This window comes from Streptomyces sp. NPDC026500 (genome assembly GCF_055567635.1).
Map to the genome: position 1 here is coordinate 67,112 of NZ_JBVHQB010000010.1, position 17,475 is coordinate 84,586.

At 70.9% G+C, this 17,475-nt stretch carries 9 protein-coding genes; 3 read left to right on the forward strand and 6 right to left on the reverse strand.

Features of this window, described 5'->3' with window-relative positions:
• Positions 1–14 precede the first annotated feature (14 nt).
• On the reverse strand, positions 15–2,921 hold the full coding sequence (locus tag ACZ4N5_RS19730; RefSeq protein ID WP_467758342.1) for a hypothetical protein: 2,907 nt from the start codon (positions 2,919–2,921) through the stop codon (positions 15–17).
• Positions 2,922–3,038: 117 nt separating this feature from the next.
• Between ACZ4N5_RS19730 and ACZ4N5_RS19735 the strand changes: the two genes are divergently transcribed.
• From ACZ4N5_RS19735 to ACZ4N5_RS19745, 3 genes are all read left to right on the forward strand, one after another.
• Entirely contained in the window at positions 3,039–3,194 is a 156-nt protein-coding gene (locus ACZ4N5_RS19735) for a hypothetical protein (protein WP_467758343.1), read from the forward strand.
• 286 nt (positions 3,195–3,480) lie between these two features.
• Positions 3,481–4,344, forward strand: a complete 864-nt coding sequence (locus ACZ4N5_RS19740) for a nuclease (protein ID WP_467758344.1) — start codon at positions 3,481–3,483, stop codon at positions 4,342–4,344.
• 96 nt (positions 4,345–4,440) lie between these two features.
• The gene (locus ACZ4N5_RS19745) at positions 4,441–5,160 is read left to right on the forward strand and encodes a peptidoglycan-binding protein (protein WP_467758345.1); all 720 of its coding nucleotides are present in this window, start codon (positions 4,441–4,443) and stop codon (positions 5,158–5,160) included.
• A gap of 208 nt (positions 5,161–5,368) precedes the next feature.
• Here ACZ4N5_RS19745 and ACZ4N5_RS19750 read toward each other — a convergent pair whose 3' ends face one another.
• From ACZ4N5_RS19750 to ACZ4N5_RS19770, 5 genes are all read right to left on the reverse strand, one after another.
• A complete protein-coding gene (locus ACZ4N5_RS19750; protein WP_467758346.1) occupies positions 5,369–7,057 on the reverse strand; it encodes a hypothetical protein in 1,689 nt (562 codons plus the stop codon).
• Positions 7,054–11,595, reverse strand: coding sequence for a hypothetical protein (locus ACZ4N5_RS19755; RefSeq protein ID WP_467758347.1), 4,542 nt, complete (start codon positions 11,593–11,595; stop codon positions 7,054–7,056). Before ACZ4N5_RS19755 ends, ACZ4N5_RS19750 begins: the two co-directional genes overlap by 4 nt.
• Positions 11,592–14,399, reverse strand: a complete 2,808-nt coding sequence (locus ACZ4N5_RS19760; protein ID WP_467758348.1) for a hypothetical protein — start codon at positions 14,397–14,399, stop codon at positions 11,592–11,594. Before ACZ4N5_RS19760 ends, ACZ4N5_RS19755 begins: the two co-directional genes overlap by 4 nt.
• Positions 14,399–16,351, reverse strand: a complete 1,953-nt coding sequence (locus ACZ4N5_RS19765; RefSeq protein WP_467758349.1) for a DUF6603 domain-containing protein — start codon at positions 16,349–16,351, stop codon at positions 14,399–14,401. The genes ACZ4N5_RS19760 and ACZ4N5_RS19765 overlap by 1 nt, the downstream gene beginning before the upstream one ends.
• Before the next feature lie 214 nt (positions 16,352–16,565).
• On the reverse strand, positions 16,566–17,237 hold the full coding sequence (locus tag ACZ4N5_RS19770) for a peptidoglycan DD-metalloendopeptidase family protein (RefSeq protein ID WP_467758350.1): 672 nt from the start codon (positions 17,235–17,237) through the stop codon (positions 16,566–16,568).
• Positions 17,238–17,475 lie beyond the last annotated feature (238 nt).

A 17,475-nucleotide genomic window follows, 5' to 3' on the forward strand; every position in this document is an offset into this window, starting at 1 on the left:
CGTCTCCCACGCGATCAAGGAGCGTACGCCTCGCAGTACTCCCGCCAGTGCGGTTCCAGCACGCAGTCGGCGAAGGACGGGTCACCCGGCGCGCCCGAGAAGCTGCGTTCGAGGCTGAGCTTGACGGACTTGCTGAAGAACGCGATCCGTACGCTGACCGTGAGGGTGCCCCTGCCGGTGATCACCGACTGGTGGATGTCCTTCCTTTTGTCGTAGCTGAGTTGCAGATAGAACTCGACGGACACCGTGACGATGCCCAGCACGGACAGAAAGCCGTTGCACCGCAGGTAGCCGGCCAGCGAGGCGCCGGTGTCCGAGAGTGAGAAGCGGATGCCCGCCATCACCGAGACCCCGCCGCTCGCGACACCGAGATCGAGCGCCGCGGCGCCGCCGAACTCCAGGGCTCCCTCGAGTTGCTGCACCCCTCTGGCGGCGTCGACCAGCAGGGAGAAGTAGCCACCGCCGCCGAACAGGGACACGGTGACGATGAAGGGGTGCTCTCGCTCGGAGACCGAGAAGCGGAACGTGACGCCGGTCCCGTCGTCGAACGGGATCTTCAGCTCGGCCGCGAGCGCGAGGTTCGACAGGGTGAAGACGCCGATTCCGATGGCCGGGAGTGTGAACTTGTAGCCCGCGGTGACGGCGCTTGGCTGGACGTCGACATACGCGCCCGCCCCGAAGACATCGGCGGGCAGGGCACTGCGGAGGGTGTTGATGAACTCCAGAGCACCTTCGAACTTCAGCTCCACACCGCTTGCCGTCACCTCGGGCTTTCTTCCCGAGCCGGTCCTGAACCTCAGCTCGGCGATCTCCACGCGGGCGCAATCGGCGAATTCCAGCGCGAAGTTGCTCAGCCTGCCGTCCACGGTGACCTGGTCGGCGGCGTCCTTCGAGCGGACGGTGTGGGCGTCCAGGGTCAGCGTGGCACCCTTTGCGTCGATGACATCCGGCAGTTCGCCCTTCTCCGGCGGGGCATCCGGGTTCGCCAGCCGGGTCTTCCACACATAACGCAGTTCCTTGCCCTGTCCGTCCGCCAGGTCGCGGATACGCATCACGGGCACCGGCAGTATGCCGTCCGCGGCGTTCAGGACCGCCCGGATCTGGTCGTCGGTGTAGTTCGTGACAGCGGTGACGTCGTCCTTGACCAGTGTTTTGAGGATCCGGCCGAGGTCGATGAGGCCGAGCAGCTTGGCTCCGTCGAACGCCTTCACCATGTCGACCGACGGAAGTGCGTCGACGATGGCACCTGTGGCGTCGGCCTTGAAGACGTCGGGGACGACGCCGGCCTGGGCCGTGATCAGTTTGAGGGCGGTCTTGGGACTCGCGACCCCGCCGGCCTTCTCCGCCCCGAGCGCGAGGCCGATCGGCGATTGAAGGTCCAGGTAGGCGCCCGCCGGATGCTTCTCCATGGTCTGCTTGAGATAGGTGGCGTTGAACTTGACCTCGAGATCCCCGGTGTCGGGGGTGAACTGCTCGACGGCGGGGACACGAACGGTAGCGGCGGTCATGTGGGGGAGGCCGACCACGAGCCGGTCCTCTTCCGGCTTGCTGCCGATGGTCCCGAGCCCGAAGGTCAGGGTGCCGACCGCATGGCAGGTACTGCCGGGTGCATCGGCGGGTGGCTGTGCCAGGGCCATCAACTGACCGCCCATCGACCGTTTCACGCGATCCTTGGCCGGGTCCGAGCTCTGCGGCTTCTCCGCGTACCGGGCTTCCAGCATCGGATCCACTCCGTCGGGCACGAACACCAACGGCATGGTGAAGCTGACTTTCCGGCCTTCGCAGTCCGTGCCGATGACGGTGAATTCGTGGTCGTCGCCGGAGCTTTCGAGCTTCACCCAGAAGGAGGAGGAATCGGCGGGCGGTTGAATCAACGGGGTGGCACGGTCGGTGATGCGCAGCGTGCGGAAGGGCATTTCGCGCCCCCCGAAGGTGAACCCGGCCGCGCCGTACTGCATCTCCGGCTGCTTGGGGATGACGTGATCCTCCCGCTGGAGATAGGCGACGATGCCGTCGTTCGGGCGCGCCACAAAGACGCGCTTGAACTCCGTCATGTGCAAGGCTTCATGGCCCGTGCTGAGATGGCCGTGATGGACGACACGGACGTACTGATCACGTCCCAGACCCGTGATGTGGTCGTACACCCTCAGGGTCGGAAATGGCCGGCCTGCCAGTTCGTACGCGGACTTGTCGGAATCCGGGGCCACTTCCCAGGCGCCGTGCAGGTGGGCCGAGGTGCCCAACGGGGTGACGATGAACTGTTCCGAGCGCAACGGCGCGCTCGGGACGTCGATGGGAACGCCACTGCCGGGGACGATGAGTTCGGCCCGGCTGGTGAGGGTGACGAGGTCCTGAAGACTCCCGGCGTCGAGCGGACTGTCCGCAGGTGGCGTGCCCCCGTCGCCGGCCGTCGCGAAGGCCCGGAGCAGCACCTCGCCGTCCTGCCCGCCGTGCAGCCGCGCATGCCACAACGCAAGGCGTCCGTCCGCCTGTTGGGGTTCGGGCGTCGCCAGCCAGTTCACTGGTTCGTCGTACGTGATCAGCAGCCGGGCCGGGAATTCGATGACGCTCCTGGGGACGCCCTGAAAGACCGCCGACCCTGGCGTGTCCGGACTGTGCATGCCCACCGGCACCGTCAGCGGCACGAGCCGCGACCAGTCGAGCAGCGCGGACAGGGAAAGGTCCAGGCCGTCCACATCGCCCGGGACCGAGAAGGCCAGTTGGGTCGAGCCGGCGGTGACCGCCTTCACCGATCCGGATACGGTGCTCAGCGACGCCGGAGCCGCTTCCAGCACATGTTGCGGCGGCAGCCCGGCGAGAACGAACGCCGGAGCGCCCGGATCCCGCCGCACCAGACGGTGGCCGTCGAATCGCAGATTGACCAGGCCGATGTCGACGACGAGCATGTCTGCCGGCCGCACGACCCGGAACGGACCCTCGGAGACATCCTCGCTCTGCGGACCGTCGTGCGGTGGTCTGTCGGGGCAGTCATGCCGGTCGGGGTCCGGGCCGTTCCGGTGCCATCCGCCGAACTGGGGATGTCCACCGAAGCCGCCACCGTGTCCACCCAAGTCGCCACCGTGACCACCGAAGCCGCCACCGTCGTCGTCGCCGTGACCACCGTGGTCGCCGCCGGGATGATTCCGCAGCTCTTCCCAGAGGTTCAGGGCTTCAGGACGACCGGTGTGGAATGACATGAGAACGCCTCATCCGAGGTCGTGGGGGTCGTGACGTGCGGCGAAGCCGCTCACACCTCTTTCATGTTCACTCCGCCGGCGGAATCCCGCCACCTGAGTCGGCCGGCGGCGGGTGACACCAGAGCGCCATCCGCGAGTTGTCGGACGCACCATCAGTTCGGAGACGCTTCAACCATATTGACGGGATATCTCCCGCAATTGCATGCCACCCGGCCAGGGAATAGCGTGGAGATATCCGATATTCCGCCTCTCCTGTCATCCGTTCACGTCGTCGGGAGCTGTCATGACGATGCTGCTCGTCAACGGGTCATTCCAGATCAAGGGAACCCAGCCGGATGGGGACACCATCCACTTCACGCCCGCCGACCCGAACGACTGGGGTCTCGTGGGCAGCGGGGGCCGCACGGTCAAGCACGATGCGCTGGGACGCGCGACGCTGCGACTGGACGCGATCGACGCGCTGGAGACCCATTACGGTGCGAATCGCGTTCACCAGCCTCTGCAGTTCGCCCATGCCGCACGAGACGAACTGCTGAGTTGGCTGGGGTTCACGAACGTGCAGCAAGGGTCGGACGAGGCCGTGACCGCCGCGACACCCGACACCGTCCCTGGCTTCATTTTGACCAGCGGCGCCGACATCCATGGCAGGTGTGTCGCCCTCGCGGGGCGTGGTGCCTCCGGCGGTACCAGCGGTACGGACGTCGACGTCGACGTCACCATGCTCAGGACGACGGCGAACCATCACCTGCTCACCGCAGGCCTGGTCTATCCCACCTTCTACCGCGGCCTGTTCCCCAGCCTGCGTGCGGAGTTGACTGCCGTCACCCAGCAGGCGCGGACGGCGCCGGGCCAAGGTCTGTGGCCGAGCGACACGACGACAACCGGGGCAAAGATCATGGCGCTGTCCTCGATCACCGACGATGTCGTCATCCTTCCCAAGCTGTTCCGGCGTCTCGTCGACTACTTCCAGCTCGACAACCCCTCCATGGCGTGCTTCCCCGCCTATCTGGCCGGGGTGCAGGACCACTTCACCGTCTTGTCCACCGGCAAGCGCTACGCGGGCCTGCACCACGTCGTCGAGATCACCAACGGCCAGACCGTACGGATGACGCAGCCGCCCGAGGACCTCGTCTTCGACGAGTCGTGAAGCACGGCGAACCGCGCGCCCCCGGTCCCCCGGGGGCGCGCGGATCCGGCTCACCGTGACCCTTGGGCCTGACGCCTCGAAAGGAAGTGAGTCGTCATGGTCGCTCTGTCCGACATTCGCTTCGGCGCGAGCAACGAAGCCGTACGCACCGTGCAGAAGGCTCTCATCGCCCAGGGGCACGACATCCCGGGTGGCCCCACGGGATTCTTCGGGGAACAGACCAAGGCCGCCTACCGTGCCGAACAACTGGCCCAGGGGTTCACGGGCACGGACGCGGACGGCATCCCGGGCTGTACCTCTCTCACCGCGCTCGGCCGGCACGCCGGGTTCACTGTCGACTGCACCGGCGCCGCGCCCGCCACGGACGGCGGACGGCTCGGCCTCGGTCAGGTCACCTACCGCGACCCCGACGACCGGTCCGGAGAGGCCGCCATGCGGGGCTACGCGCATGAGGCGTGCGAACTGACCGGAATGGACGAGCAGTTCGGTGTTCCGGCACTGGTCACCATTGCCCAGCGCGAGTCCGCCTGCAACCACCCGAAGTTCCGGGTCAATCTGACGGACGTCAACGCGCGAGGCCCGAAGGCGGCCGACGGCCACCCGCAGGGCTGCTCCCGCGGCGCCACCCAGTGCGTTCCCTCGACTTTCGCCGCGTACCACCAGTCGGGCACCGCGACCACGCCGTACGACGTGGTCGCGGACATGTGCGCCACGATCAACTACGTCCGCGACCGGTATCACGTGAATCGTTCCGGTTCCAGCTTCGCGGCGCGGGTCCAACAGGCCGATCCGCACCGGGCACCTCACGGGTATTAGTACCGGGCATCTCACGGGTATCAGTCCGGCGGGTATCAGTCCGGCCACGGGGCTCGCTGCGACCCGTGAGGCCCGGCCGGGAACACCACCGTGACGCACGATATGACGCACGATCAGGTCAGCCTTCCTCCGGTACATCTCGGTCCGGTACATCTCGAGGTACATCTCGGCCGGTACATCTCGGCCCTCCTCCCATACGCCATACGTCTCAGCCCTCCTCCAGCACGTCGAAGCGCAGCCCGCTCGATCCGCCGCCCGTGCCACTGCCCCTCCTGCGGGCGGTCCAGGCGTGCGGCATGCCGTCCTGCCACCGGGTGTACTGGCGGGCGCGCTCGACCCGGATGCCGGAACGGGGCACTTCCTCCTCGTACAGCCAGTCCGTCTCGCCGAGCAGCCGCCCCAGGGCGGGCTGCGCGCCGCCCTCGCCGCGGGCCAGGCCGACCAGGCGGAAGCGGATCGACTCCTGGTCGGCGAGGACCTGCGGCACCAGCGGATACCAGTGGGAGGGGACCTCGGTGACCACCCGGTACCGGGGGTTGCCGTCGGCCGGGGGCGGCGTCGGGGGAGGTGCGGCGGCCACCCAACGGTCATAGCGGTCGACCCGTTCGTCGGCACGGTCGGCCACGGACTCCTCCACGGCCCAGGCCAGGTTCGCCTGTTCGTCACGGAGGAGCAGCACCGATTCGACCGGGGGGCTCTCCATTCCGCCGGGCAATGCGGCCGGCCGGTAGAACCACGGCGAGGGCGGCTGGCTCATTCCGGCGGCGGGCGGGATGCCGGCACTGCCGCCGGGGCCGCCCAGACCGTAGAGGCTCCAGACGATGAAGTCGTCGGCCGTGGCGTGGCGCAGGGTGGTCTCGCCGCCGAAGACGTCGGCGACGGTGCAGTCGACGATCCGGCTCAGGGAACCGACGGGCAGGGGCAGCGGTACGCAGAACCAGTCGCTGTTGTAGACCGTGGCGAAGGCGACGAGCATCAACCGGCCCAGGTCGGCCGGAGTGGCGTCGACCGCCCCGAAGTCGATGCGGGCGTCCTCCATCTCCCAGAACCGGGAGACGGGCATACCGCCGTACACCGCGGGCGTCGGGACGATCCTGCGCTGGTCCCGGGTCACCGCGGCTTCCGAGACCGGCAGTGCCGCGACCGGGGCGTCGAGGGCCCACCAGTCGAGGCGGCCGCCGCGGTATTCCTCGGCGTGCAGCTCCAGCCCCGGGAGGCTGGACGCGCGGACCTCGAAGGCGTACTCCATGCGGCGGGTGTTCCACGCCTGCGGTGGCCCCGGTGGCCCGGCCGGTGCGTCGGCCGGTACGCGGGCGTGCCACCAGGCGAGCCAGGTCGCCGCGGCGCCGGCCAGGGCCTCACGGGCGGTGTCCGGGGCGTCGAACTCCTTCGCGGCCGTTTCGTCCCGCTCGGCGAGCCGGATCAGCCAGGGGGCGAGGGCGACCGGGTCGGGCAGCCGGTCGCGCACCGCGGCGGACAGACCGGCCGGAGCCAGCGGCCCGTCGGCGGCGAACGGGCAGACCCGGGCGAACGCCGGCAGCAGGACGGTGAGCCCGGCGGCCGTCAGCGCGCGCTGCCACTGCACGGCCCCGGACAGCGTCAGCCGGGCGTCCGGCCCGTTTCCCGGCTCACCCTCGACCAATTCCTCGAGCACCATCGTCGCCGGGTCGTACGGCAGCCATGCGGCGCCGTCGGCGTCCGTGCCGCTACGCCAGCCGTCCAGCCGGTGGGTCTCCCGGGCGAGCGAGACCGAGACCGGTGATGCGGCGTCGTCGCCCCGGAACTCCCCGAGCGCGTACTGTCTGGCCAGGAACCACAGGGCATCGGCGGTACGGGCCGCGAGCGCCTCCTCCATGCCGGTGTCACGCGGCACGGGCTCGTAACGGAACATGGTCATAGCAACCCCGATCCGTGTGGTGGCATCGTCCACTGCACCGGCAGCAGCCCGCGCAGTTCGGTGAAGTCGGTCAGGTCCATGCCTCTGATCCGGGTCAGGGCGAAGGTCTCCTCGACCACGGCATGGATGTCCTCCATACGCCAGCCGCGTCCGCGATCCGGCGGCAGCGCCAGCAACAGCGCCTGCGGGGCCCTGGCGTCCGGCTGGTCGTAATGGAAGGCGAGCCCGCCCAGTTCCTCCCGCGCCTCCTGGCCGCGCTGCGCGCCGTCGCCTCCCACCCTGGGGGGCTCGGGCACGTTCTCGGCCCAGGCGTCCACCACCAGGCCGACGGCCCGCTCCGGATCGACGGCGCCGTCGGTGCGCAGCACCGCGCAGTGGTGCGGTGCGGGGCGCGTGCGGGACGGTACGGGGGCAGGACCGCGGGCGATCCACGGCTGCCCGGTGGGCAGTTGCGCCACAGTCGTGCCACAGGGCGCGGTGCCCGCCAGCACTTCGGCGGCCGTCAGCGCGTCACCGAAGGTCCGGGTATCGGGTCGGACCCGTTCCATCTCCAGCAGCCAGTCGGCCACCGTCTCCTCGTCGGCTCCCTGCGGCGGTGGTCCGCCGAGGGCCGCGGCGGCGGAGGTGCCGGCCAGCCGTAGCGTCGGCAGCACGGGCAGGGATCGGCCCAGCACCGAGGAGACCACCGTACGGAGCGCGGTCACCCACTCCAGCACGGCGGACGGATCCGTCGGCGGGGGTCCAGGCGGATCGGGCAACGGTTTGCCCTCGAAGCGGTCGAGAAGCGCGCCGGAGTGGGCGCGCAGCACCTCGGTGAGCTCGTCGTCGGACGCCGAGGCCGAAGGCAACGCGTTGGGCAGCCCGTGGTCGGCAAGTGTCTCCAGGACCCTCACGACCTCGTTCACCGTGGCCGGCAGGGACGTGACGTCCTCGCGCAGTTCGGCGAGGGCGGACGCGACTGCCCCATGCCAGGCGGTGACCCTCGTTGCCAGCTCGGGCAGGTCGGCGGTGGCCCAGTCGTCACCCGCCTCGGCATCCAGATCGGTGACGAGCAGCGGACGTCCGGTGCTCAGCGCGCCGGCCACTCCCCGGCACAGCAGCCGCAGTTCGGTGAGGCGGGCCGCGCCCGAGTCGGAGAGGGACGCGCCGGCCGGAGCCTTCCGCAGCAGCCGTCGCGTCAGAGGTCCGTCGGTCCCGGCATGAGTGGCGCCGGCACCGCCGGTGCGGTCGTCGACGGGTCCGGCGCCGAGGATCACGTCCAAGGCACACAGCCCCAGGTCGGAGAGGCCGACCACGGTCGGGGCGGCCGGGCCGTCGAAGCCGAAGCTCCAGCCGGAGGCGTCGCCCAGGCGGTGTTCACACCAGCGTTCAAGAGCCGGTTCGAGCGCGGCCAGCGGCCGGTCCGTGTGCCAGCCGCCCGTCCCGGTGGCGGGCGCGAGCAGCCCCAGCCGGACGGTGAGGGCCACGACGGACTGCGGGGTGCGGACGACCTCGAAGTCCTGCGGAAGGTTGTCGCCGCGCGCGATGCCGTCGGCGGCAGCACCGGCCCGCGTGGGGTTGCCCGCGACGAGATGGTGGACGCTCTCGGCGAGGAGCAGGTCGCCGACCGCGTCCACGGCGTTCTCCAGATCGGCCACCAGTGGATTCGCCTGCTCCAGCAAGGAACTCTGTCCGCCGGCCAGTTGGGCGGTGAGGGAGTCCAGGTCCTGCAGTTGTCCGCCGTGGGCGGTCCAGTCCGCGAGCAGTGCCTGGCCGTCGACGACGTCGCGGGCGGCCATCGCGGTACGGGCCTCCTCGCTGTGCGGCGCCCCGGGATCCACGACGTGCGCGTTGGGGTAGCCGGTACGGAAGACGGAGATCAGCTGGTCCAGCCGGGCGTCGTGGAGGCCGCGTTCGAGGCGGTAGCCGAGCAGCGCGCCGAGGGACTGACCGGACCGGATTCCCTCCACCAGGGAGAGGGCGCGGCGCACCCGGCTCGCGCGCAGGTCGACGTCGAAGGCCTGCTGGTCGGTGTGGCTGAGCCAGCCGGAGCGCAGGACGGCGGCGGTCGTGGCGTGGTGCATGGAGGGCGCCAGCAGATAGCCGTCGTTGTGCTTTCCGGGCTGCCCGTCACGCTGCGGCCGACCGTCCTCCGGGGACGCGTTGTCGTCGTGTGCTTCCTCGCCGCCCGGGGGCTGGTCGCCCGGCGGCTGTTCATCGCCCGGCGGATCCGCGTTCTGTCCGGCTTCCGCGTCCTGAACGGCGTCCTCGGGATCGGTCGGTACGGACTCCTGCCCCCAGTTCCGCGGTTGCAGGTCGGTGACCCAGCCATAGGCGCCCAGGTGGGTGCCGTCGGGACGGTCGGCGCGCAGCCGGGCCAGCCGGGCGGTGGCCACGGACGTCATCCACGCGTCAAGGCGATGTGCCTGGGTGTCCAGCACCTCGCACAGCAGCCGCTCCAGGCGCGGCAGGTCCGGTCCGGCCAGGTCTTCCGCCGCGGCGAGCTGCCTGAAGGCCAGGGTCGCCCAGTCGAGGAACTGCGGGACCGTGTCCGGCTGGGCCGTGACCTTGCCGTCCGTCAGGGCGACTACGGCGTCCACCGCGCCGCCGTCCTGGAGGCGCACGCGCAGCCGCTCGATGTAGTTGCGGATGACGATCACGGCGAGGTGGTACCAGAGGCCGACCCGGCCGGTGCCCACGCCTTCGAAGGCGGGCGCCAGGTCCTGTATCCGCTGGATGACGTCCGCGGGGACCTCTTGCTGCAGCGATGAGGCGTGGGCATAGTCCTGGAACGCGTCGCAGAGCGTGCGCAGCGGTCGGGCGTCCAGCACCTTCTGGAGTTCCGGCGTGGTCTCTGTGGTGACGGCGAACTCCAGGGGCAGCGGAAGCGCCTCCGGGTCGGGCGGCTGCTGCCAGGCGAAGCCGCTCTTGTAGGGAATGCTGCCGGTCGGGGTGTCGGGGGCCGGCTGGAACGGCGGGTCGACCGGCTCCTGCTGGACGAACCGCAGTCGGCGCGACGCGGGAAGCCGGTGCAGTATGTCGTTGATGACCTCGTCGGCGTCGCCGCCGTTGCCGACGCTCGGGCAGCGCCATCCCTGGGACTCGGCGAAGGTGCGGAAGCCCTGGATGTGGTCGAGGATCCGCAGGTCGACCTCAGTGCCGTGCCACAGGTCGAGCGAGGTGACGGGCAGGATGCCGTACGGCTGCCGGCCGACGCGCAGCGTGGGCAGCGGACCCCGGGCGCGCACGTGCGCGGCGAAGTGCGAGATGAGGAAGGTCAGATCGGCCTGGGAGTCGGCGTCGTAGTTGCTCCAGTTGGTGGACGAGGCGGCCATGGCGCCGATGGCCGCGTGGAGTTGGAGCAGCAGGTCGTGGTCGTCGTCGGCGAGGCCTTCGGTGGTCTCGGCGAGCACCCGTCCGGCGGCAGGGCCGAGGGCCACGGCGGCGCGGGCGGCGGCCTGCGCGCTGCCCGCGACGAAGGCGGCGCGCTGCGCGTCGGCCTCCTCCGGGCTCGGAGGCGGCATGCGGGTGCGCCAGGCCGACCTGGTCGCCTCGGTGTTGTTGGTCGGCGTGCCGTTGGGCAGCACGGCCAGGCCGCTGGTGCAGCGGTGCACGTTCAGCAGGGAACCGATCAGCCCCGCGGTCTCCTCAGAGGTCCCGCCGCGCACCCCGGTGACGGTGACCAGGCAGAAGTCGCGGCGCATGCCGCCTTCGACGGGGACCTTGACGCCCATCCCCACCCGAACCGCCTCCTCGAAGTCGGAGAGCCAGGACGGCGGAACCGGGTTGTCCGGGCCGGGGCCCACGTCCAGTACCTCGGGGATCGGCGCGCCCTCCTGACGCCAGACCAGGCCGATCTGCCCGTCGCCGACGGTCTCGTAGCCGGAGAACACCAGTCTGTCGGGGAGGACCGTGCTGTGTGACGGCCGGGTCCAGGCGCTGTCACGTTGCGACGGCTGCACCGACCAGGGCTCCGGAGACGGCGCGGCGGCGCCGGGCGGGGTCTCCGTGGCCGGCGGTTGCTGCGCTCCGGGCCGGAGCACCTGCACTGCCCACGCCGCGCGTCCGGGTCCGATCGTGGTGACGAGCTGGGTCCAGGCGGCCTTGCGGCGTTGCTGGTGGGGGCCCGCGGCCCAGACCTCGCGCCAGTAGGCCTCGGCCGCGACGCGTTCCGCGGGGGTGAGAGCCGGTTCGTGGGAGTCGACGTGGATCTCGTCGGGGTAGGCGCGGATCCACAGTTCCAGTGCGTCCTCCCCGGCGTTGCGGTAGACCGTCTCCAGGCGCAGGGGAAGGAGGAGCAGCGGGTCGGAGGCGCTCTCGTGCGGCCAGAGTTCCGGCTCCTCCTGGGCCTGTTCGCTGTACGCCTCGCGGGCCGACTGGTAGGCGGTCTCGTCGGCGGTCGTCTGCTGGCCTTGGGAGAGGTGTTCGGCGTCCAGTCCGGTCTCGCCGGACTGGATCCGCTTGTCGTAGGCGGCGAGTCCGGCGCGCGACCAGTCCAGAGCGACCCGGGCGTCGCTGACCGCTCGGTGGGCCTTGGCCAGTTCCCTGTTGACGCTCACTGCGGGTCTCCGATCAGTTTGCGGGCGGACGTGACGACCCGGAAAGGCCGTTGCAGCGACACCATGGCGATCGTCGCCGCGTTCCACACCTGCGGCGGATGGTCGCGTTCCTCGTCCGGCACGGCCGGCATCGATCCGAGGTCGGCGAAGTCCCCCTCACCGACCCGCCAGGTGAGGTCCGACCAGTGCTCGTACTGCCGGGCGGTGGTGTCGAAACCGAAGCGCATCCGATAGCTGTTCTCGGCGAGGACGAACCACCAGTCGTGGATGTCGCCGGGCAGGACGAAGGCGTACGCGCAGGTCCGTTCGTCGAGAGAGAGGACCATCTTCGGGTGCACCCAGGTGTTCTCCGCGAGATCACCGTTCTCTGTCACGGACCGGGCGGGCACGGCCGCGACGATCATGTTGGGGTATCGGCGTACCAGCAGGCCCCGGATGAGCAGGACATCGACCGCAGCCGCATCCGAGGTGAGCTGTGCCTTCAGGCCCAGTTCCGGCAGCCAGTCGTGGACCGGAGGGATGTCCGCCTCGCCGTCCGGGCGCGGCCAGAAGTGCGTGAAGGGGCTGCCGCGCAGGTCGGTCGGGTATTCGCGCCAGCGCAGCTCCCGGTTCATCTCGTCGTTGACGCCCACCATGAAGGAGGCGACGAAGGGCGCGTTGGCCCGCAGCAGAACGGCGCGGTCGTCGGGTATCCGGGCGGAACCCGGCAGGAACCACTCGGGCGCCGTGTCCTTCAGGGCCATGGCCATGGGCGCGGGGAAGTCGGGACAGGCCATCACCGGATCGGAGGGCGACGAGGGCACGGCGAGCGGGGACTCCGGCTCCATCGTGACGATGCTGTCCAGGCGGGCTGTCAGCAGCGGTCCGGGGTCGAGGGCCTGGGTGAGTCGTCCCCCGAGTCCGTCCGCGTCCACGGGCACGCCGAACTCCAGGATGTGTGCGGCCGGATCGTCGCTCATCGTCGCCTGGGACGACAGGGCGACATCCTGCTCGGGGATCGCCATGACCTGGTCCGCGCAGTGCTCGGCGAACGAAGAGGCCAGCCGGCCCATGGCCGGTGCCCCCTGCGGAACGGACAGCGTCCGGAACCTGCTGATCTCGTCGGCGCCGAGCCCGCCGTCGGGCCGGGCGGCCAGGGCCGGACCGGACAGCATCGCGCCGATCGTGTCGGCCTGGTCGCCGAAGTCGTTGGTCCGGGCCGAGAGCGCCATCGCCGACAGGACCTTGAGCGCCCGGGTCTCCTGCGCGTTCCCGGCGGCGCGCAGCGCGCTGCCCACCTTGGTGGTCAGGTCGGGCGTGTCCCCGGTCTCCGCCGCGGGCACCTCGGGCCGCGTCACCATCGCGGCCGGCAGTGGAGGCAGCAACTCGCCGTTGAGGGTGCGCCGTACGAAGGAATCGCCGTCGAGTGCCGACCGGCGGGCAACCCGGCCGCGGCGCCGCAACAGCCGTTGCAGGGCGGGGGTGACCAAGGCCTCCGGCGCGGGACTGACCGCCACTTCGGTCTGCAGGGGCAGTCCGCTGTCCGTGCGCAGGCGCTCGCTCACAGGGCCCGCGAACCCGACGGTCTCGGCCGGGGACAGATTCTGCACGGTCCGCCGGTGCAGGGAGGCGGACACCTCGGCACAGAAGGCGGCCAGGCGCCGCAGCCGGTTGGCCTCGCGGACGGTGCCCACCTGGTCCCAGGCCCTGGCCATGAGCCATTCCTGGTTGTCGCGTACCCAGCCGGTCCCGAGCGAGGCCGCGATCCGCGTCTCGGGGTCGAGGTTCAGCTCGGCCAGCCAGCCCCGCTCACCCTCCTCGATCCTGTCGCGTACGACGGGGTGGCCGCCGTACAGGGGCGGGGCGACGGTGTCTCCCGTGCCCTGCTCGATATGCCCGCTGACGCGCTTCGCGAAGTCGGCGAGTGCGGTGCCCGCCTGTTCCGGGGGGCTGTCCACCAGGCTCAGTACGCCCTGCACGGTGATGGTCTGCGGGGTACCGGGCGGGCCGTCGCAGGCGAGCGGGGCGCCGTGTGGCCACGGCTCGGTGATGTCGACGGCCCGCCCCGCCAGCGCGGCGCGTTCGCTGTCGGACAACGGCACGACGGCGGTGGCCAGTTGCTCGAAGTCACCGGGGTCACCGGTGCGGAACTGCCAGCTGTGGTAGACGGGCAGCCGCACGAGGCCCTGGTCGCGCCGCCACGCGTCACCGTGCTGCTCGATGTCGGTGAAACCGCCCTCGAGTCCGGCGGCCACACCACCCTGGAACGCGGGCACGACACACGCCGTGTACGCGGTGTCCGCCCTCAGATGCAGGGGGCACAGCAGCCGTGAGGTCAGCGGTCCCGGCAGGCCGGCGGGCCGCTGGACGTGGGCCCACTGCCACGACTGGTCCAGCGGCGGCAGCGTGGCCGCGTCCACGTCGACGAAGGGCAGTGGTCCGCCGCTCTGCAGCGGATGACCGGCCGTCTCGATCGCGGTCAGCACGAGCCAGGGCCGCAGCCGGTCACCTGCCGGACGGGCGGGCGTGAACAACCACGGCAGTTCGGGCACATCGAACTCGATGCAGGGCATGTAATTGGGCTCGGTGTCCATGAGGCCAGGCGGCGGATCGACCCGCAGGATGTGCCGGGCGTCGATGCCGATGAGGCCCTCGGGACCGAGCATCCGCAGGGCACCGCCCGGCGTCGGCATGTCCACCCGGCGGCCCGGACCGGCCAGGGACACGCGCGGTGTGAGAACCGCCGGCCCGTTCGGTACGTCGCTGTCGATCGCCGCGCCGACGGAACTCTGCATGAACGGGGCGAACTCCAATTCCTCGGCCATCAGCCCGACACCTCCCACACCTCGACGGCGCGCACTCCGGCCGCGCCGGCCAGGTGTCTGCGGAGCTCCGCGGGGGTGGCGTTCACCGCGACGGGCTCGTCGGCCGGGGCCATCGCCCAGGTGCTCGCGGCCACCAGCGGTGTTTCGGCGGCCACACCCACGGGCGCGGTGACGGCCGGCCACCAGTGCGGGTGGCGGACGGAGCCGGCCGCCATCGCGACCTGCTCGGCGTCCATGATCGCCGCGATGCGGAGGGACCGGAGGAGTCCCCCGGGCCGCAGGGCGGGGACCGGGTCGTCGACGATGCTGGTCTCCCAGTCGAGACTGGCCCTGACGAACGCACCCTCGGCCGGTCCCGAGGTGTCGGCCACGAGGCGCACGCCCGACCGGTAGGTCTCGAACGCGGGAGAGCCGAGCAGCTCGTCGTCGCTGCGCTTGAAGAACTGACCGGGGGCGAACTGGTCAACGGTCGTCCCCGCGTTCGCGTCCGCCCCGCCGAGGACGGCCGAGGCCACCTCCCAGCGCTCGGCGGGCTCGACGGCCGAGCGGCCGAAACACTGGATGTCCACGCCGAACGGCAGCACTCGCTGCCGGGCGGCAAGGCTGCCGTGCGGGTGCACCCGGCTGCCGTCGCCGATCAGCCGGTTGGCGGACGGGGAGAGCAGCACCGGGGATCGCCCCGGGTCGGGCGGCGGGGCCGCGCTCCATGTGTCCGGGCGGGAGAAGGCGTCCCGCAGCCGCGCCTCCAGGTCCGCGGGCGGGGACGGCAGGGCGGGTGGCGGGTTGCCCCAGCGCTGGTCGAAGTCGAACGACGCACTGAACAGGAAGAGATCGATGCTCCCCCGTCCCACCGCGTGCCAGGGTGCGGGCCCTTCCAGCGTGAGGTCGAAGGCCACGCCCAGCAGCGACTCCCCGAACACCTCGACGGCCAGCGAGCCGCGCATGTTGGCCGTGAACGACAGACTCGGCTCCAGGTGGATCAGCACATCGAGCCCGAACTGCCCACGCAGCCCGCAATCGGCGATTTCCGCGACCAACGAGAGCTGCGCCCCGAACTGCACGGTGTTGCTGGTGACCGCGAAGTACGCCTGGCAGCGCAGCTGGATCCAGGGAACCGGCGCCAGGTTCATGGACAGCCGTCGCAGCGCCGGCACACCGCGCGGGATCGGATACGCGGGGTGGAAACCGCCCGCACTGAGGACGAAGGCCGCGTCAGGACCGCCGCGGGAGAGGACCAGCACGTCGCCGTCCAGCGGCACTCCGGCCATGTGCGAGCCGGTGAGGCTCGCCATCAGGAAGGCGCTGGGCTCGGCACTGTCGTACTGCCCGGCGAAGGTGGCCCTCAGATCGATCAGGGGCGCCGCCGGGTCCGGCACGGCCACATGCAGGACACCGAGCAGCGACACCCGTACGGGATCGGGGAGTTCGGCCATGACCGCGGTCGACAGGGAGACCATCCGGCCGCCCCAGGAGACCTGGAACATGGGCCCGACGACGATCCGCCCCGGCGCGGTGGGGAACAGTGCCGGCAGCCGGGGGACGACCCGCTGCGCGGCCTGTACCGGGTCGGGTGGAAAGAGCAGCTCGCCGGCCGAGCCGTCCGCGATGGCGGCGATCAGTGCGTCCCGGTCGACCGCCTTGTTGATGCCCACGATCCCGCCCACTCCGCTGAGCGAGAAGCCCAGGCCGAGTTGCAGACCGGGCTCGGGGAAGGTGGCGCCCATCAGCGCGATGAACGCCGGTCCTCCCGGCGCCGCCAGGTCCAGCTGCCCGAAGGCGGTCACGGTCGTGGCGGGCACGGCCGCGCTGAGTACGCCGGAGAAGGAGTGGAACTGCTGCCGCTGGAGTCTGCCCCGCAGCAGCACCGGGGGGAGAGGGGCGTCGATGTCCACCGTGGTGGGGAGCTGGTCGTCGGCCAGCCGTTCCAGGTCGAGTCCGAAAATGCCGCCCATGGCGTACCTCGCAGTCAGTGGCCGGAGGGCAGTGGTCTGCCCTCCGCGAGAAGGCCGAAGAAGGGGTGCGCGGCCGTGGGCCCTGGCTCGTCGTCGCCGGGTGCGCATCGAGCCGGCGTCACCCGGAGGTGCGGTTCGCCGACGCGGGGCCGGGCCTTCGGGTGCCACGCACTTCGCGGCTGGTGCTGCTGCATGACGTGTCTCCTGCGCGGGTTCACCAGTTGGGCTCGGCGACATCGCCGTAGGACCAGCTGGAGCCCTTCGACATCTCGAAGTGCAGATGTGGTCCCGTGACGTTGCCCGTGCCGCCGACCTTGCCGAGCTGCTGCCCGGCGGTGATCTTCTGACCGCCCTTCACCTGGCGCTGGGACAGGTGGCAGTAGGTGTAGACATGGCCGTTGTCGGCGTGCAGCCCGATCCACTGGCCGTACGCCCCGCCCTCGCCGTTCGACCAGGCGACGGTGCCGTTGCGCACGGCGACGACGGGGACTCCCGTCTGGGCGGCGAAGTCCTCGCCCGTGTGGCGGCCCACGCCGTCCGGCTTCCAGGCGTACGGGCCGGGCGCGAAGAACTCGAAGGTGACCTTGTGACCGGGCACGGGCGACGGCACCCGCCCCTTGACGGCCGTGTCCGCTGCGGAGCAGTCGACGCTGAAGCCGGCGAGTTGGCCCAGGGCGGTCAGGGAGGTGCATCCGGGGATGCCGTCGGCGTCCGTGCCCGTGAACCCCTGGGCGAGTTGTTCGGCACGATAGGCGGCCTTGGTCTGTTCGCCGAAGAAGCCGGTGGGGCCGCCGGGGATCTCACGGCCCCGGGAGATCAGGGCCTTCTGCACGGCACGGATGTCCTCGTTGGTCTGACCGAAGCGGACATGGGACAGAACAACCATGACGGCTCGCTTCCTTTCGTCCGGTCAGTCCCAGGGGGTGACCGTGAGCCGGAATCGGACAGCGGCACACCAGACCGCCCATGGAGTGGGCCACCAGGTGGGCCCTCGGCGCCCCGGACTTCTCCCTGATCGTCTCGATCGGCTTCGGCGGATCCTGTGCGGCCGTCTCCGGCCGGAACGCGTGGGGAGCCGTTCCCCGGGTGTCCGCGGACCATGGACGGCGGGACGTTTCGGGGGC